This is a genomic window from Arthrobacter sp. P2b (genome assembly GCF_900168295.1).
In the GTDB taxonomy this organism is placed as follows: domain Bacteria; phylum Actinomycetota; class Actinomycetes; order Actinomycetales; family Micrococcaceae; genus Arthrobacter.
This window is the reverse complement of record NZ_FVZL01000007.1, coordinates 168,010-185,510: the sequence shown is the minus strand read 5'-3', so window position 1 is coordinate 185,510 and position 17,501 is coordinate 168,010. Positions and strand designations below refer to the sequence as shown.

The window sequence follows — 17,501 nt, the reverse complement described above, 5'->3', positions numbered from 1 at the left end:
CGAAAGCAACTTTACAAGGATAGCCGATCCCGGGTCCCGATGTGAAATCCTGACCGCAGCCAATCACATCAGCGGCGCCGGCGGCGCGCCACCGGCTCCTTTGGCAGCCGCTCGGCGAGGCCGGAGAGTGACGCGGACCGGCCGCGCTCGACGTGGGCAGTGGCCAGTGCGGAAGCGAGCGCCACCTGGCCGGAGGTGATGGCGAGGACCAGTTCCTCGTGTTCCCGCCACATGGCCTGGGTGTCCCGCTCGGGTGTCAGCCGGAACAGCCAGCGGACCCGCCCGTTCATCAGGCTGGTCATGCGCCGGAGCAGGTGGTGGTCCGCCAGCAGGACGATCTGTTCATGGAGGTCCGAGTTGCGGCCGGACGATTCCTCACCGGGTGTCCCGCTGCGCGCATACTCCAGGGCCTCAAGCAGTGGGGAAGCATCGGCTCCGGCAGCCACCTTCCTGGCGGCGCAGGCAGCGGCTAACGGCTCCAGCTGCATGCGCAGGTCGAAGACTTCCTCGGCGTCCCGCAGGGTGAATGTATGGACCACTGCCCCGCGCCGGGGAGCGGTGGTGATGAAGCCTTCAGCCTCGAGCAGGGGCAGCGCCTCGCGCAGCGGGATCCGGGATACCTCGAATTCCGCGGCGAGCTCGCGTTCATTCAGCCGCCCGCCCGGCGGGAGTTCGCCCGAGATGATCCGCTCGCGCAGTACCTCGGCCACCTTTTCGGACAGCGGCCCGCGCGGCAGCAGCGGGCTGGGTGACTCCATGGGTGCTCCTTGGACAGGCAGGTTTCTCATAGCCTAACCGGGCGCGCATGTCTGCCTGCCCGTAACCAGCAGGCTCAGACCAGCGAATCCTTCCAGGCGCCGTGCAGGTCGGCGAAGCGTCCGCCGCCGCCAATGAGGTCCGCGGGGCTGCCGTCCTCCACGATACGGCCGTCGTGGACCACCAGGACCCGGTCAGCGGTCTCCACGGTGGACAGCCGGTGGGCGATGATCAGCGCAGTCCTGCCCGCGGTATCGGTGCCGGCGAGCAGGCGGGCCAGCCCGCTCTGCACCAGCCGCTCGGAGGGTATGTCCAGGGAGGAGGTGGCCTCGTCCAGTATCAGCACGGCCGGGCGTGCCAGGAAGGCCCGGGCAAAGCTGATGAGCTGCCGCTGGCCTGAGGACACCCGTCCGCCGCGCTTGTTCACGTCTGTGTCATAGCCCTCGGGAAGTTCCAGGATGAAGTCGTGGGCACCCACCGCCTTGGCGGCTTCCTCGATTTCGGCGCGGGACGCCTCCGGGCGTCCAAGGGCGATGTTGTCCGCCACTGAACCGCTGAACAGGAAAGCTTCCTGGGTGACCATCACGATGTTCCGCCGGAGGTCCGTGGTGCTGAGCTTCCGGAGCTCCACGCCGTCGAGGGTGAGCGAACCGGACGTCACATCGTAGAAACGGGCAATAAGCTTGGCCAGCGTGGACTTTCCGGCACCCGTCTGGCCCACCAGCGCCACGGTCTGGCCGGCCGGAATGTGCAGGTTCAGGGTGGGGACGACGACGGGCCCGTCGCCATAGCGGAACTCCACGCCACGGAAGTCGATTTCCCCCCGGGCGCTCTTCAACGCAACAGGGTTCTTCGGCGGCCGCACCGTGGGAACCTCCTCGAGGAGGCCGGAGACTTTTTCGAGGGCGGCCTGGGCGCTCTGGAAGGAGTTGTAGAACATGGCCATCTGGTCCACCGGCTGGAAGAAGCGCTTGGTGGAAAGCATCAGTGCCAGCAGCACTCCCACAGCAAGGTCGCCGGTGAGTACCCGGAAGCCGCCGAACAGCAGCACCACGGCCACGCATACGTTGCCGATCAGGACCAGCCCGGGCTGGAAGATGCCGTTGAGGTTGATGGACCGGACGGTCACCTGCCGGTATTCCTCGGCCACCTGCCCGTAGGTTTCCGCGTTTTCCTTCTCCTTGCGGAACGCCTTGACGGCGCGGATGCCGGTCATGGTTTCCACAAAATGCACGATCAGCCGGGCGGACACCACCCGGGATTCCCGGAAGACAATCTGGGAGTGCTTCTGGTACCAGCGGGCCAGGAAGAACATGGGAACGCCGGCGGCCAGGACCAGCAGCCCGCTGCGCCAGTCCAGGGCGAAAACGGTGACGGCCGTGAAGATCATGAACAGCAGGCCCGATGCCAGCGAACTCACGCCCGAGTCAAGGAGCTCGCGGAGGGCTTCAAGGTCGGAGGTCTGCCGGGCGATGATCCGCCCGGACGTGTATTTTTCGTGGAATTCCAGGCTGAGCCGCTGCGTATGGCGGAATACCCTGACCCGGAGGTCCAGCAGCATGGACTGGCTGAGCTTGGCGGTGGACGTGACGTACAGGGCCGTGAGCCCCGCCGTCGCGATGGCTGCCAGGAGGTAGGCGACGCCGGTGAAGACCAGCGGAAGGTTGTCGCCGGCCTGCAGCGCCGGCAGGGCGTGGTCGATGCCGAAGGCGATGAGCGCCGGCCCGGCAACCCGCGCGGCCTGGGAGAGGACCACCATGGCGATGGTCAGCCAGAACCGCACCCTAACGGGACGGATGAGGGAGCGCAGCAAGGCGAGCGACCGCCGTCGTACCGCCCTGCTGTCGCTTTTGCTGAGGTGGGCGTTGTCTTCATTGGCCGTGCCGAACGTTGCCGTGCTCATCGGGTGACTTCCTCTGCCTGGTCCTCAAACGCCGACAGTTCGGAGTCCAGGTCCCGGGGTTCCCGGTCCAGGCTGGCGATGACGTAGCGGTAATGGTGGTTGCTTGCCAGCAGTTCCGTATGGGTTCCGACGGCGGTGATCCGGCCTTCCTCAAGCAGCGCCACCCTGTCGGCGAGGGCCACGGTGGACGGCCGGTGGGCCACGATGAGGGTGGTGGTGTCCTTCAGCACTTCCCGCAGGCGGGTCTCCACGAGTTCCTCGGTGTGGACGTCCAGGGCGGACAGGGGATCGTCCAGGACCAGGACCCGCGGGCGGGCCGCGATGGCACGTGCCAGGGCGATCCGCTGCCGCTGCCCGCCGGAAAGGCTGAGCCCTTCCTCGCCGATCAAGGTGTCCACACCCTCTGGCAGCGAGTAGGCGAAGTGCGCCTGTGACACGTCGAGTGCTTCTCCCAGGACGTCGTCAGTCCGTTCGCGGGCGCCCAGCAGGATGTTGTCGCGGACCGAATTGGAGAACAGCGTGGTGTCCTCGAAGGCCACGCCCACGATCTGCCGGAGTTCCTCCACGTCGAAGTCCCGCAGGTCCACGCCGTCGATGGTGATGGCTCCTTCGGTCACGTCATAGAGCCGGGGCACCAGCTGGATCAGGGCGCTCTTGCCGCTGCCCGTGATGCCCACCAGGGCCATGGTCTCGCCGGGCCGGACGTCAAGGGTGATGTCCTTCAGGATGGGCTTGTCCGGTGCATCGTCGAACGCGAAGGAGGCGTTGCGGAACGTCAGGGAGCCTGCCAGCCGGACGGGACGCCGCGGTTCCGGGGGACTGGTGATGGTGTTTTCCGAGTCCATCACCTCGTAGTGGCGGTCGACGGCGGTCTTGGCGGTGAGTGCCATGGCCAGCAGCATCCCGGAGAATTCCACGGGGGAGGCCATCACGGCCGCGGTGGCGAAGAACGCCACCAGGGCGCCGATGTCCAGCTGGCCGCTGGCGCAGAGCATAACGCCGACCACCAGGCCGGCGCCGAGGGCGAGCTCGGGCAGGAGCGTGACCACCATGGTGAACATGGCCTGGTGGCGGGCTTTTTCGATCTCGGTCTGCCGGAGTTCCTCAGCCTGTTCGTTGAAGTTCTCCAGCGCCTCCCTGCTCCGGCCGAAGGCCTTCAGGACGCGGATGCCGTGGACGGATTCCTCCACGGTGGTGGCAAGGTCGCCGGCCTGGTCCTGGCTGCGGCGGGCGACCTTGCTGAAGCGGGTCCGGAAGCGGAAGCTGTACGCCATGATGGGCACGGCGGCGGCCAGGAAGATGAGGGCCAGCTGCCAGCTCATGGCAAACATGACCGAGATGCCGATGATGACGGTGAGGGTGGTGACCACCAGCATGATGGCGCCGAAGGCCATCCAGCGGCGCAGGAAGTTCAGGTCCGTCATGGCGCGGGAGAGCAGTTGGCCCGAGCCCCAGCGGTCGTGGAAGGAGACCGTGAGGTCCTGCAAATGGCCGTAAAGTGACACCCGCATCCGGGTTTCCACGGTTGTGGCGGGATTGATCACGAACTGCCGGCGCAGGGCCACCAGTCCGGCCTCGGCCACGCCCAGGACCAGGATGATGCCCGCGGACATCCAGACCGCCTCGGTGGCGCCGCCGGACTTCAGTGATTCATTGACCAGGACGCGCAACACCTGGGGGATGGCGAGGGCAACAACGCTGGCCAGGAGCGCGCAGAGAAGTCCCAGCAGGAGCCGGGGAATGATGGGGCGGACATGGGGGTAGAGACGGCTGATGGATCTGAAAAATGGAGTTTGCTTGGCCATGCCCGCTTCTCAAGCTCTAAATCGAATGTAGTTTCCCGTAGCAACTACCCTATGCCATGGGGTGAGACGATTCACAGGGATCGAACCGGGTTTGGGTGCTTGCCCCCTTATTGCAGTCCGTAATGGCCCTGCGGTCCGGCGCTAGCTGGGGGAGGTGAGGGTCAGCAGGACCGCTTCGGGTTTGCAGGCGATCCTTACCGGGGCGAAGCGCGAGGTGCCGATGCCGCCCGAGACGTTCACCGGCGTCGTGCGTCCGTTGTTCTGCCAATCATTCAGGCCCTTGGCGCGCCACGTGGGGAGGTCACAGTTGGATACGAGGGCACCGTAACCCGGGATGCACAACTGGCCGCCGTGCGTATGCCCCGCGAGCAGGAGGTCCGCCCCGTTCTCGGTGAAGTGGTCCAGCACCCGCTGATAGGGCGCGTGGATGACGGCCACCTTGAGGTGGTCGTTGGAGTCCTGGTTGATGGTTCCGCGGGGCCACCCTGCATAACGCTCACGGTTCAGGTGCGGGTCATCCACCCCGGAAAAATCGAAACGCATGCCGTTCAGGACCAGCGACTGGTGGCGGTTGGTCAGGTCAACCCAGCCGCCCATCCCGAATCCCGAACGCAGCCGCGGCCAGTCCAGCGGGACGGGCTTTGGCTTCACCTTTGACGGGCCAAGCAGGTAGGTGGCAGGGTTCTTGAGGCTCGGCGCGAAGTAATCGTTGGAGCCGGGGACGAAGACGCCCGGAAACTCCAGCAGCGGGCGGAGAGCGGCCAGGAGCGGATCCACCGCCTGGGCGTGGCTGAGGTTGTCTCCGGTGTTCACCACCAGGTCCGGTTCCAGGCCGGCCAAAGATTCCAGCCACGCCGCCTTTTTCTTCTGGCCGGGTACGAAGTGGATGTCGCTCAGGTGAAGGATCCTAAACGGATTCCGGCCGGGAGGCAGGATGTCCAGGGTCTCTTCGCGGAGGACAAACTGGTTCTTTTCCCAGAGCCCGTAGCCGAACGCGGCCAGTCCTGCGGCTGCCCCGGCTCCTGCGGTAACGGCAAAGCCGCGTCCGACGGTGCGGACGCGGCTGGCCAAGGTGGTCATGGTCATCGGCGGCTAGCCGTTCCCGTTTCCGTTGCCGTTCCCGTTGCTGCTGGGCTCAGGGGCGGGCTGCGTGGCGGCCGGCGAGGAGGGTGCCGGCGCCTGGGTGGCCTGGGGAGCCGTGGTGGCGGGTGTGGTGTTCCGCGTGGTTCCGCCGCCGCCCAGCAGGTTGCTCGGCGGCGCGGGGAACGGCTCGGTGCCGTACGCCGGGGCAATCCGGGTCATGAAGTTCGAGAACATGGGCCCGGCGATCATGTAACCATCGATCCCCTGGTAGAACTTGCCGTTGACGGTGACGTTCTGGCCTGGCCGCTGTTGGGACCCCAGGGCGTCACCGAACCAGGCAGCGGTTGCCAGGCCGGTGGTGTGGCCAACAACCCAGGTGGAGCCGTTGTTGTTGGACGTACCGGTCTTGGCTCCGATGGGGAAGCTGGTGCGGGTGGAGATCCTGGGCTGGATCAGCGAGCCGGAGCCGCGGTTCAGCGTCTCCTGCAGCGCATAGTTCACGCCGCGTGCCACCTCGGGCTTGATCGCGTCCCGGCAGTTGGTGGACTGGGCGGGCAGGGTTGCCCCGGTCTGGTCCTTGACTGACGTGATGGCAATGGGCTCGCAGTACTTTCCGTCATTGGCGAACGTGGCGAAGGCGCTGGCCATGGTCAGCGGGGCTGTCTGCGTGGAGCCCAGCAGGTTTGCCAGCGTGGACATGTTGATCTTCGGGTTCGGGTCGCCGTCAGCCGGGAGGCCGCCATGCAGGCCCACAGCGTCCACGATCTTCTGGATGCCGCAGAAGTCCAGCTGGGCCGCGGACGCAAAGGTCACGGTGTTGATGGAGTTGTAGAGGCCTTCAAGGACGGACAGGGGCCGGTACCACTGCGGCTCTGCGTTCTGCAGGTCGTCAGCGGCGCCGAGTCCCTTCTCGGCCGTGTTGTACGCGCCGGTGACCACGCCGCAGGAGTTGCGCCAGCGGAAGTTCAGCGGGTACTTGCGCTGCGCGGCGTTGACCACGGTGTTCATGGACTTGCCCTCATTGAGCCACTGGGCGAACGTGAACGGCTTCATGGTGGAGCCCGGCTGTGCGCCGCCCAGTCCGTTGAGGTCGTTGCCGTCCTTGTCCAGCTTGTCCACGTTGAAGTTCACCTGCGAGTCGAAGGAGCCTTCGGCCGGCAGGAAGGTGGTGTTCTGGGCCATCGAGACGATCTTGCCCGAGTTGGGCTGCACGGAAACCATGGCCGCGCCCCACTTGTCCGGGTTGGCGCCGGCGGAGGCGTTGACCTGTTCCTGGGCGGCAGCCTGGGCGCTCGGGTCAAGCGTTGTGGTGATGGTCAGGCCGCCGCCGTAGATGAGGCGCTTCCGCTCATCCAATTCCGCGCCGTAGGCGGGGTTGTTCTCCAGCAGGTGGAGCACGTAGTCACAGAAGTACGGGGCGGTGGAAGCGTACGCGCAGCCCTGCTTGGGCTGCGTCACCTTGGTTTCCACGGGGGTGGCAACGGCGGCGTCGTAGTCCGCCTGGGTGATCTTGCCCTGGTCCCGCATGAGTCCCAGCACCAGGTCGCGGCGCTGCTTGGAGCTCTCCGGATTGCTGATGGGGTCGAATGCGGACGGGCTGTTGACAAGGCCGGCGAGCAGCGCAGCCTGGGGGAGTGTCAGGTCCTTGGAAGAGGTGCTGAAGAAGAACCTGGAGGCGGCTTCGATGCCATAGGCGTCACGGTTGAAGAACACAATGTTCAGGTAGCCCTCAAGGATCTGCTCCTTGCTGAACTCCTTCTCCAGGGCGATGGCCAGCTTCATCTCGCGGAGCTTGTCGCCCACGCCCTTGTTGACGCCGTTGAGCTTGATCTGGTCCTCGTTGCCCTCGGCGGCGAGGTTGGCGTTGAGGACGTTGTTCACGTACTGCTGGGTGATGGTGGAGGCGCCCTGCCGGTTGCCGCGCGCGGTGCTCACAAGCGCGCGGAGAATACCGGTGGTGTCCACACCGCCGTGGTCATAAAAACGGCTGTCCTCGACGGCGATGACAGCCTCTTTCACGAACGGCGAAATCTGGTCCAAAGCAACCTTGGTGCGGTTCTCTGTGTAGACGCTGGCGATCTCGCTTCCGTCAGCCGCCAGGATCCTGGTGGTCTGGTTGGGCGGATCAACCTTCAGCTCCGCCGGAAGTGTGTCGAAGAACTCGATGGAACCGCTTGCTGCGCTGCCCGAAACGGCGGCCGCCGGGACCAGCAGGCCAGCTACCAGGACACCACAAATCGCACTCACGCCAAGGAAAACGAGGATCTTTCCGAGGGTGGTGGCAGTATCGAATAAGGGGTTCTTACGAGTCGCCATGTTTTCCACTTTACCGGCAAGGACTAGTCTTTCTCTCATGACCAAATGGGAGTACGCGACGATTCCGCTCATTATTCACGCCACAAAGCAGATCCTGGACCAGTGGGGAGAGGACGGCTGGGAGCTCGTCCAGGTTGTCCCCGGACCTGACGGAAACGGCCTGGTTGCCTACCTTAAAAGGGAGAAGCAGTAGTAATGAGCACCCCCGCAGAAGCCGTGTCCGGCACGGCCGCAGCCCCTGTTTCCGCTGTTGAGCAGCGCCTTGCCGAACTGGGAATCACCCTTCCCGAGGTGGCTGCCCCGGTGGCCTCCTACGTGCCGGCAGTGATCTCCGGCAGCCACGTCTACACCTCCGGCCAGCTCCCCTTTATTAACGGCAAACTCGAAGCTACCGGCAAGGTTTCGGCGGGCAGTGAGGCCTTCGCCGACGAGCCCACTGTTTCCCCGGAAGACGCCCAGCGCTACGCCGCTGTGTGCGCCGTCAACGCACTGGCCGCCGTCAAGAGCGTGATCGGGGACCTGGACCGCATCACCCGCATCGTCAAGGTGGTGGGCTTCGTCTCCTCGGAGGCGTCCTTCACCGGACAGCCCGCCGTCATCAACGGCGCCTCCGAACTGCTGGGACGCGTCCTTGGCGACGCAGGCCAGCACGCCCGTTCCGCCGTCGGCGTTGCCGTCCTTCCGCTCGACTCTCCTGTGGAAGTCGAACTGATCGCCGAATTCAGCTAAGGCCGGTCGCTTCCCTTGCCTCACCTCGCCCGACGCCTTTTTGCTCTTCCCCAGGATCTCGAAGGGGCAGCGCACAGCTGGCTTGAACACGGCGAACGGACGCCACGGGCTGCGCGCCTGGCGTCGTCCGTGGTCCTCTTGCGGGATTCCCCCACCGGCCTGGAAACCTGGCTGGCTTACCGGCCAGGTTCCTCGCCGCTGGGGGTTCTTGCGTTCCCCGGCGGCTCGCTTGATGCCGCCGACGACGACCCCGTCGGGTGGCTGGGCCCGTCACCGCAGCATTGGGCTGAGCAGATGGGAACGGACGACGTCGGGCTGGCACGCCGCCACGTGGTGGGCGCCATCCGGGAACTTTTCGAAGAGACGGGCGTGCTGCTGGCGGGGCCGGACATGTCCAGTACCGTCGAAGCCACGTCCACCGCCGACTGGATGCGTGCCCGCATTGCCGTCGCCGAACAGGAGAAGACGTTTACGCAGGTCCTGGAAAAGCGGGGCCTCCTGCTGCGGACCGACCTGCTGAAGTCCCTGGTCAACTGGCGCAGCCCGGACTTCGCGCACCGCAGGTTCGACACCCGCTACTTCGCGGCCACCGTGCCGCTGAGCCAGGAGCCCACCCTCCTGGAAGGCAAAGGCGTCTGGGGCAGGTGGGTGAACGCCGCAAGGATTATCGAAGACCGTGATACCACCGCCCTCGGCGACGAAGTGGGCCAGGAGAACACCGTGGGGCGGACCCTCGGCGAGCTCCTGGTGCCTGGCTCCGAGATCATGCTTGAAAAGATGGCCTCGGCCAACGGCTGCATCGCCTACCTGAGCTACAAGCGTAAAGCCCACGTGTACCAGCCCAGCCTTGTCCAGGAGGACGGCAGGCTCCTCCTCGAGGTGGAGGCGGCGAAGACCACACCCGGCGATCCCCAGCGCGAACGCTAAAGGCTAGATCTTAGGGAGCGTGGAGTAGGGGCGGCTGGGAAGCGCCCCCGCAGTCCAGGGCCGGATAGAAGGCTCCAGCGGAATCTGGCCGCGGCCGTCGCGGATCACCAGGGCCACCGTCCCGGCAATGGCAGCCAGGGACGCCAGGCCCAGCAGGATCAGGAAGACAGCCAGAGCCACAGACATCGCCATGCACCTCTAGGCTCAATTTTACCGCCGCCGGCGCTCCTCGGCTGTGGACGCTCCATCACGTTCCGGTGGTTGAGCTTGTCGAAACCGAAGCACGTTCCGGTGGTTGAGCTTGTCGAAACCCTATTCACGACGCGGCCTGCTGTGATTCGCCGAGAGCCCGGGCAACGTGCCATACGTTCCGGCAATCAGCGCTTCCCGTTTGGCGCGGCTCCAACCCTGGACCTGTTTCTCCCTGGCGAACGCTTGGTCGATACGGCTAAATTCTTCGAACCATATGAGTTCGACAGGGCGTCGACGCCGGGTATAAACGGCTCCTGCACCTGTCTGGTGTTGTGCGAGGCGAACTTCGATGTTTGTTGTGCTGCCTACGTAATAGGACCCGTCAGAGCATCGGAGCATGTAGGTGAATGGCATGGGCCGATTCTCCTGCGCCTGGACTGTCTAGAGGAGGGACAGAGGCGGCTATGTGGAAAGGCACTTGGGTTTCGACAGGCTCAACCACCGAACGGCATGCAGAAGGCCGCCCCGAGGGGCGGCCTTCTTGCGGTGCTTAGCGGGAGCGCTGGCGGAGGCGCTGCATGTCCAGGATGACTACGGCGCGGGCCTCCAGGCGGAGCCAGCCGCGCTGGACGAACTCGGCGAGGGCCTTATTCACGGTTTCGCGGGAGGCGCCCACCAGCTGCGCCAGCTCTTCCTGCGTAAGCTCGTGGGCCACCAGGACACCGTCGGTGGCGGGGCGGCCAAAGCGGTCGGCCAGGTCCAGCAGTGCTTTGGCGACGCGGCCGGGAACGTCGGAGAACACCAGGTCCGAGAGGGAGTCGTTGGTGCGGCGCAGACGGCGGGCCAAAGCCTGCAGGAGCTGGGCCGAAACCTCGGGGCGCGTGCGGAGCAGGTTGTTCAGGCTCTCGTTCTTCAATCCGGCCAGGCGGGTCTCGGAGACCGCGGTTGCCGTGGCGGTGCGAGGGCTGGGATCGAACAGCGCCATTTCGCCGAACAGTTCACCCGGGCCGAGGATGGCCAGGAGTGATTCGCGGCCGTCCGGGGAGGTGCGTCCCAGCTTCACCTTGCCGGAAACGATGAAGTAAAGCTGGTCACCCTGGTCGCCCTCGCGGAAAACAGATGCGCCGCGGGAAAGGTCCACCTCGGTGAGCTCGTCCGTCAGCAGACGGAATGCGTCGTCGTCGAGCGTGGCGAAAAGGGGTGCTCGGCGCAGTACCTCGATGTCCATAAAATCTCCTGAGTAAAAGTATCGGCTGTGGCGCTTGTGCCATTGTTTCAGAATTTTCAAGGTTCTGTGACGAACTTGGCAGCCGAAACGCCCCTATGACGGGCCCAAACGGTGCGATCGGACGCATTTCACCGGCCCGTTACGGCCCGTCCGGGAGCGCCATGCGGGTGCCCGGCAGCAGAAGCAAACCCACAGATGATTGTCAGCCACCGCCATTAGAATGAGGTTTCAACTGTTTATAAGGAGCCTTCGTGGTCGGCTTGACTGTCCTGGACCTGATCTTGATCCTGGCCCTGCTGTCCTACCTGGTCTACGGCCTCCGCAACGGCTTCCTCGTGACGGCGGGCGGCATCGCCGGTTTTGCTGCCGGCGCCGTGGCGGCCTTTTTCGCTGTTCCCCTGGTCAGCGGCTTCGTTGAGGACTCCGGATGGAGGCTGACCGCCATCGTGGCGGCCGCCGTCGTCCTGGTGGTCCTGGGGCATGGCCTGGGCACCATGGTGGGCCGGCAAATACGCGGCGCTATGCGGATCCGGCCCCTGCGGGCAGCGGACCGGCTGGTGGGCGGCGCCGCCAATGTTGTGGTTTCCGCGCTGGTCATGTCCATGCTCGCGTTCAGCATCAGTTCACTGGGTGTGCCGCTCGTTTCCCAGCAGCTGGCGGAATCCAAGGTCATCCGGTTCATCGACGGACTGACCCCCACCCCGGTCAAGGCCACCATGGCGCAGCTGCGCTCGGCAGTTATTGGCAACGGAATTCCCACCCTCATTGAGGGGCTGGAACAGGGCCCTGTAGTTCCCGTGCCCAATGCCAGCACTGACACCCCTGCCTTGAACAGGGCGGCCGAGTCCGTCCTGAGAATTGCGGGCACGGCCTACGAATGCGGCCAAAACCAGACCGGCACCGGCTTTGTGGTTTCCGAGGATCGCGTGGTGACGAACGCGCACGTTGTGGCGGGCGTGTCGCAGCCGGTGGTGGAATTGCCCGACGGCGGCGCGATGCCGGGCCGCGTGGTCTACTTCGACACCAAGCATGACCTCGCGGTACTGGCCGTGGAGGACCTGCCGTCGCAGCCGCTGCCACTGAGCACAGACCTGCCCGGGGGCAGCCCGGCGGCTTTCGCCGGCTACCCGCACGGCGGTCCCTTCCAATCGAAGCCGGCCACCGTGCAGGACATCACCACCGTGCTGGTCCCCGACATCTACGGCAGCAACCCGACCCCGGAGGAGATCTACCGGCTGGCCGGCGACGTGCAGCCGGGTAATTCCGGCGGGCCGCTGCTCACAACGGACGGCCAGGTGGCGGGCGTCATCTTCGCCAAGGCCACCTCGGACACGGACATGGGCTTCGCCATCACCATGGATGACCTGAATCCGGTCGCCGCGCAGGCCCCGGCGCTGACGTCGCCTGTTTCCTCCGGGCAGTGCATCCAGAAATAGCCAGCCCGCGCAGGTGGCGGGTCAGCCCGGCAGGTTTACTGATGCCTGCGGCAAGGCTTCGGCGGCGCCATCAGCGACCGTGACAATGCCAAGGCCGCTGTCCCTGACGGCTTTCATGTCGGCATCGAGTACGGCGGTGTCCGTGGTGTAGACGCCGCCGCCGATGTTTTCGCCCACTTCGTGGTAGCCCAGGATCAGCCAGGCGTTGTAGAACTTGGCGGAATTGATCCACCCCTGCACGGTTGCCGTGGTGGTGGTGGCGTCAACGAACTTCACCCTCAAGTTATAGGGGTCATAGTTGAGGCGGGTGTTGAAGCCGGAGTCGTCCGTCCCGTCGTCGTCATAGGCCCGCTGGTTGGAGTAGACCTGCCTGATGGCCGCCAGGGTTGCGTCGTTGTATTCGGCATAGGGCGAGGCGAAGCTGGTGGCCGCCGCCGGTCCGAACAACTGCCGCAGCGTAGCCTGGCTTTCCCTCAGCTCCGCATCGAGCTGGCCGGCCGGGACCTCGCGAAGGTGCGCGTGCGTCACAGAGTGGGACGCGATCTCATGGCCGCGGTCCGCAAAGTCCTGGATCTGCTCCTGCGTCATGTACGTGGGCTGTTCGTCAATGGCTCCGGAGTGGATGTACATGGTGGCCGGAATTCCATACTTGTCCAGAATGGGCAGCGCATTCCGGTGCTGGCTGGCCCAGCCGTCGTCGAATGTGACGCTGACCATGCCGCGGCTGAAGCCGGCATCCCCGGTGAAGCCGCCGAGGGTCAACACCAAAAACACGGACGTCAGCAGAACAAAAAGTTTTCGCATTGGGCACCCCGAAGGCCTGGCATGTGCACCGGCGGATCGGTCGTGGATCCGCTTATTTTATGTATCGGGACGAGGTCCCTTACTGCAGCCGTACCAGCTGCATTGTCCGCCCTGGCCGGGCTCCCCGGCGTAAACGAATAGTATTCTGCGCGTGCTTTTGGGGTCGAGGGCCTGGGCTACCCAATCCCAAAGAAGGGGAGTTCCCGCCGGCCTGCCCCACATCCGGCCCGGGATGCAGGTATGGCAAGGGAAAACTTCGAGTACCTCCTACAGATGCCCCCGTCCGCTGGTGCTTCTACTGTTGTGCGGAAGCAAGGCGGCAACCCGGGAGGAAGGAAGCCATGTCAACTGGTATCCAGGCACCCGGGCGGGACCGGTACCTGGATACCCTGCGTGCGGTGGCACTGGCCCGGGTGGTTGCCTTCCACAGCTTCTCGGGTGCCGTCTGGATGAGCCTCGTGTTTCCCTCAATGGGCGTGATGTTCGCCCTGGCAGGGGCCCTGATGGCCCGGTCGCTGGACCGGCCCGCTGCGGGGGTCCTGAAAAGCCGGGCCCGGCGGCTGCTGCTTCCGCTCTGGCTCTACGCCGTCACCGTGCTGGGCCTGCTGTTCCTCACGGGCTGGCGGCCATGGCAGGAGGAGGAAGGCTACTGGCTGGACCTTGCTTTGTGGTTCGTCCCGGTGGGCACCCCGCCGTTCCCGGAAAGCGCGGGAACAAATGGCGTCCTGACCGACTCCTCATGGGGTTTCCAGGCCGAGGAGATCCTGTGGTACATCCGGGCCTACTTCTGGTTCATGCTGCTGTCACCGCTGCTGCTCAAGGCGTTCCGCCGGTTTCCCTGGGTTACCTTGCTGGCCCCGCTTGGACTTCTGGCTGTCCTGACCCTTGAAAACGCGGCATTGCCGGAATGGGCGAACAATCCCGTCACCGACTTCATCACCTTCGGTTCGTGCTGGGTCCTCGGCTTCGCCCACCACGATGGCCTGCTGCGCAAACTGCGGTTCCCTGTCGTGGTGGTCCTTGCCCTGGCCCTCATGGTGCTCGGACTCGCCTGGGCGGCCACCCACCCGAGCGAGGAAGGCTGGAACCTGAACGAGATCCCGCTCGCCCAGGCCCTGTGGTCCTTGGGGTACTGCGCGGTGCTTTTGCGGCTTTCCCCGGTCTGGCCGGCGTTGCCCGGGCGGATGAAGATCCTCGACGGCGTTGTAACGCTCGTCAACAACCGGGCCATCACCATCTACCTGTGGCACAACCTGCTGCTCGTCGCCGCGGTCCCGCTCATTGACCTGGGCTGGGAAAACCCGGTCCTCAGCGAGGCCTTTCCTTGGCTGCTGGAAAGCGACTGGCTGCTGTTCCTCATGGTCTGGCCGCTCCTGGGAGCCGCCATCCTGTGCGTGGGCTGGGTGGAAGACCTCGCCGCAGGCAGGACACCACGGCTTTGGCCCGCAGGGGCCGGAACACGCAGCTAGAGGACTTCGCCCAGGTAGTCGATGGCCAGCCGGTACCCGGTGACGCCTGCGCCCACGATGACCGCCGCGCACACGGGCGAGAGGTACGAATGGTGCCGGAATTCCTCGCGCTGGTGGACGTTGGTGATGTGCACCTCGACGGCGGGAAGCTGCACGGCGGCGAGGGCGTCACGGAGTGCCACGGACGTGTGGGTAAAAGCGCCGGCGTTGATCACGATGCCCGCGGCCGTGCCCCGGGCCGCGTGGATGACATCCAGCAGGACGCCTTCATGGTTGGACTGGACACATTCCACGTCGAAGCCATGGGCCTTCGCTGCGGCGGCGGCCAGCTGCTCCACGTCTGCGAGGGTTGAGGTGCCGTACTTTTCCGGCTCGCGGGTGCCCAGGAGGTTCAGGTTGGGGCCATTGATCACAAGGATGGTGCCGCGGCCGGCGTCGACGGCGGAGGAGGCTTCAGTCATGCAGGCAAATCTATCGTCGGAGCTACAGCCAAAAGAAACGCGGGGTCACTTGGTGCCCGTTCCGGCGTTCGGAATGGGTGATAAATGACCCCGCGTTGCTTGGAAACGCCGGGACAGAGCACTCGCTTGCTAGAGGGCGGTGACCTTCAACAGCAGCGCGTGCTCGGGGTTGAGGATGGGCATGGGAAGCCCCACCTCGGCAAGGAACCTGCCGCTTGCCGCCGCACCGTCGGACAGCCACGCCGGCGGCTGGACCTGGGTGAAGGTGTGCACGTAGTCGGCGTCGCCCGGCGCGGGGAAGATTGCCTCCACCCGGTAGCTGCGTTCCGCATCCAGGCCGGGGAGTCCAATCCGCCCGGGTTCCTCGGCCGCGGAGGTGCGGGTGCTGACCAAAGCGAACAGGGCCGCCGTCGTACCTTTTACAACTGGCGTGCCGGCAGCAGCAACACCGTGCAGCAGAAGCGCGTCGGAAGCGACGTCGGCGTGGACCCGGCGGCCGCTGTGGATCAGGTCCCGGTGCTCCTTGTACAGGCCCACGAGGCGCCGCAGTTCCTCACGCTCCTCGCCCTGCACGCTGCGGACGTCCCACTCCATGCCGAAGTGGCCGAACAGGGCGGTGATGGCGCGGAAGGACAAATCGTGCGTGCGGGCCGTGGTGTGGGACGTGGTGGGGCCGATGTGGCTGCCCACCAGCTCCGGAGGGACCACGGCGCCGGTCCAGCGCTGGATGGTCTGCCGCTCCAGCGCATCGTTGCAGTCCGACCCCCAGATCCGGTCGGTCCGTTCCAGGATGCCCAGGTCCACCCGGGCGCCGCCGGAGGAGCAGCTTTCAATCTCGACGCCGGGGTGCGCCTTGCGGAGCTCGTCGAACAGGCGGTACGCGGCGAGGGTCTGTTCGTGGACCGAGGAGCGGCCGGCGTGACCGTGCTCCAGCAGGTCCCTGTTCTGGTCCCATTTGAGGTAGCTGATGTTGTTGCCGGCCAGGAGCGCGTCGATGCGGTCATAGATGTACTGCCAGGCCTCAGGGTTGACCAGGTCGATGATGTGCTGGTTGCGCCATTCCAGGGGCAGCCGGCCGCCGTCCTTGTGCTGGATGGCTGAGGGGCCAACGATCCAGTCCGGATGCGCCCGGGCAATGTCCGAGTCCAGGTTGACCATTTCCGGTTCCACCCACAGCCCGAACTCCATCCCGCGGGAGGTCACCGCCTCGATCAGTGGCGTCAGGCCGTTCGGCCACAGGGTCTCATCGACGTACCAGTCACCGAGTCCGGCTTGGTCGTTGCGGCGGCCGCGGAACCAGCCGTCGTCGAGCACGAAGCGCTCCACACCGAGATCGGCGGCGGATTCGGCCAGCTCGATCAGCGTGTCCAGGTTGTGGTCAAAGTAGACGGCTTCCCAGGTGTTGAGCACCACCGGGCGGGGCTTGCCGGCGGGCAGGCCGGTGGACGCGGCGGGGAGCACGTGGTGCGGGCGGGACCGGAACCAGCTGTAGAAGGCGTCGGTGATCCCGTCCAGTCCGGCGTCCGAGTAGGCGGCGAACAGTGCCGGGGTGGTGTAGCTGCCGCCCGGTGCAAGGACCACCTCGGCGGGGCCCAGGAGCTCCGAGCCGCCGATCATGGTCCGGCCGTCGCCGATGGTGTCCGCGAACTGCTCATGGTTGCCGCTCCAGGCCAGGTGGGTGGCCCAGACCTTGCCGTGGCGATTGCCGAAACCCAGGGTGCCGGCGGCGAACAGCAGGGAGGAATCGTGGCCGGTGCGGCCGTGCCGGCCGGTCCGGACCCAGGTGCCCTGCTGGATGGCGCGGCGCTGCGGATGGCGCTCGCGGCACCAGCGGCCGGTCAGGTCAAGGAGTTCGACGGCGTCCGGTGCCACCGGGAGGACGGTTGCCAGTTCGTCCACCTGGAAGGGGGTGGTGCCCTCGTTGGTGACGGTGTGGCGCAGTTCCAGCAGGCCGCCGTCGTGCAGCGTCAGGTGGGACGAGACGCTGATGCCGGTATCGGCGTCGGCCTGGACAATCTGTGCACTGGAGCCCTCTGAGGTGACCGAGGTAGTACGGAGGCGGGAGGAGAAGTCCAGGCCGGAGTCGCCGTCGGTGATCCGCGAGCCACGCAGGGCGGGACGGCCGCGCCAGGAGGAGGAAGCCTGGGGGAGCAGGCCGGCGGGGACGCGGGCGTCGATGGCGGAGTGGGGAACGGGGCTGGTCAGGATGGCCAGGTCCGGCAGGGTGGCACCGAGGTCGGCGCCCCAATGGATGACCTCAGCCTCCCCGCTGTCGAAGCTGATCACCAGGCTGGTGCCGGCGGAACGGAGGTGCAGGGGATCCATAGGGAAAGTCTCTTTCATCGTTTGTGCTGTGCGCCGGAAGACGCGGTACGGAGTGTTTTGGTAGCCG

Annotated in this window: 16 protein-coding genes; 5 read left to right on the top strand and 11 right to left on the bottom strand. The window is 65.8% G+C overall.

The window, feature by feature from the left end:
- Positions 1-68 precede the first annotated feature (68 nt).
- The 5 genes from B5520_RS13540 to B5520_RS13520 all read right to left on the bottom strand — a co-directional run bounded on the left by B5520_RS13540 (position 69) and on the right by B5520_RS13520 (position 7,863).
- Positions 69-758 carry a GntR family transcriptional regulator gene (locus tag B5520_RS13540; protein WP_176156861.1) on the bottom strand — a complete coding sequence of 230 codons (690 nt, stop codon included), beginning with the start codon at positions 756-758 and terminating at the stop codon, positions 69-71.
- 74 nt (positions 759-832) lie between these two features.
- Entirely contained in the window at positions 833-2,659 is a 1,827-nt protein-coding gene (locus B5520_RS13535) for an ABC transporter ATP-binding protein (protein ID WP_079597584.1), read from the bottom strand.
- A complete protein-coding gene (locus B5520_RS13530) occupies positions 2,656-4,464 on the bottom strand; it encodes an ABC transporter ATP-binding protein (protein WP_079597583.1) in 1,809 nt (602 codons plus the stop codon). The genes B5520_RS13535 and B5520_RS13530 overlap by 4 nt, the downstream gene beginning before the upstream one ends.
- Positions 4,465-4,605: 141 nt before the next feature.
- The gene (locus B5520_RS13525; protein WP_079597582.1) at positions 4,606-5,550 is read right to left on the bottom strand and encodes a metallophosphoesterase; all 945 of its coding nucleotides are present in this window, start codon (positions 5,548-5,550) and stop codon (positions 4,606-4,608) included.
- A gap of 6 nt (positions 5,551-5,556) precedes the next feature.
- Positions 5,557-7,863, bottom strand: a complete 2,307-nt coding sequence (locus B5520_RS13520; protein WP_079597581.1) for a transglycosylase domain-containing protein — start codon at positions 7,861-7,863, stop codon at positions 5,557-5,559.
- Positions 7,864-7,900: 37 nt separating this feature from the next.
- On the opposite strand from B5520_RS13520, the gene B5520_RS22440 reads away from it, so the two are divergent.
- The 3 genes from B5520_RS22440 to B5520_RS13510 are packed head-to-tail and all read left to right on the top strand — an operon-like array spanning position 7,901 to position 9,519.
- Entirely contained in the window at positions 7,901-8,056 is a 156-nt protein-coding gene (locus B5520_RS22440) for a DUF4177 domain-containing protein (protein WP_009359196.1), read from the top strand.
- Positions 8,057-8,058: 2 nt separating this feature from the next.
- On the top strand, positions 8,059-8,592 hold the full coding sequence (locus B5520_RS13515) for a RidA family protein (RefSeq protein WP_079597580.1): 534 nt from the start codon (positions 8,059-8,061) through the stop codon (positions 8,590-8,592).
- Between the two features lie 15 nt (positions 8,593-8,607).
- On the top strand, positions 8,608-9,519 hold the full coding sequence (locus B5520_RS13510) for an NUDIX hydrolase (RefSeq protein WP_079597579.1): 912 nt from the start codon (positions 8,608-8,610) through the stop codon (positions 9,517-9,519).
- A gap of 3 nt (positions 9,520-9,522) precedes the next feature.
- Here the strand turns inward: B5520_RS13510 and B5520_RS13505 are convergent, their stop codons facing one another.
- The 3 genes from B5520_RS13505 to B5520_RS13495 form a co-directional block, all read right to left on the bottom strand.
- Positions 9,523-9,705: a hypothetical protein gene (locus tag B5520_RS13505; protein ID WP_254865569.1), complete on the bottom strand. Its 183-nt coding sequence runs from the start codon at positions 9,703-9,705 to the stop codon at positions 9,523-9,525.
- 126 nt (positions 9,706-9,831) lie between these two features.
- Positions 9,832-10,110 (bottom strand): GIY-YIG nuclease family protein, encoded by a 279-nt coding sequence (locus tag B5520_RS13500; RefSeq protein WP_254865572.1) that lies wholly within the window; start codon positions 10,108-10,110, stop codon positions 9,832-9,834.
- A 151-nt stretch (positions 10,111-10,261) separates the two neighbouring features.
- Positions 10,262-10,939 (bottom strand): Crp/Fnr family transcriptional regulator, encoded by a 678-nt coding sequence (locus tag B5520_RS13495; RefSeq protein WP_009359192.1) that lies wholly within the window; start codon positions 10,937-10,939, stop codon positions 10,262-10,264.
- Between the two features lie 251 nt (positions 10,940-11,190).
- Between B5520_RS13495 and B5520_RS13490 the strand changes: the two genes are divergently transcribed.
- Positions 11,191-12,375, top strand: a complete 1,185-nt coding sequence (locus B5520_RS13490; protein WP_079597576.1) for a MarP family serine protease — start codon at positions 11,191-11,193, stop codon at positions 12,373-12,375.
- Positions 12,376-12,396: 21 nt separating this feature from the next.
- On the opposite strand, the gene B5520_RS13485 is transcribed toward B5520_RS13490, so the two are convergent.
- The gene (locus B5520_RS13485) at positions 12,397-13,179 is read right to left on the bottom strand and encodes a polysaccharide deacetylase family protein (protein ID WP_079597575.1); all 783 of its coding nucleotides are present in this window, start codon (positions 13,177-13,179) and stop codon (positions 12,397-12,399) included.
- Between the two features lie 341 nt (positions 13,180-13,520).
- Here B5520_RS13485 and B5520_RS13480 point away from each other — a divergent pair, with 341 nt between their 5' ends.
- Positions 13,521-14,648, top strand: coding sequence for an acyltransferase family protein (locus B5520_RS13480; protein WP_079597574.1), 1,128 nt, complete (start codon positions 13,521-13,523; stop codon positions 14,646-14,648).
- Here the strand turns inward: B5520_RS13480 and aroQ are convergent.
- Positions 14,645-15,109 carry a type II 3-dehydroquinate dehydratase gene (gene aroQ / locus B5520_RS13475; RefSeq protein ID WP_079597573.1) on the bottom strand — a complete coding sequence of 155 codons (465 nt, stop codon included), beginning with the start codon at positions 15,107-15,109 and terminating at the stop codon, positions 14,645-14,647. The genes B5520_RS13480 and aroQ overlap by 4 nt on opposite strands.
- A 129-nt stretch (positions 15,110-15,238) precedes the next feature.
- Entirely contained in the window at positions 15,239-17,434 is a 2,196-nt protein-coding gene (locus tag B5520_RS13470) for an alpha-galactosidase (protein WP_079597572.1), read from the bottom strand.
- Positions 17,435-17,501: the final 67 nt, after the last annotated feature.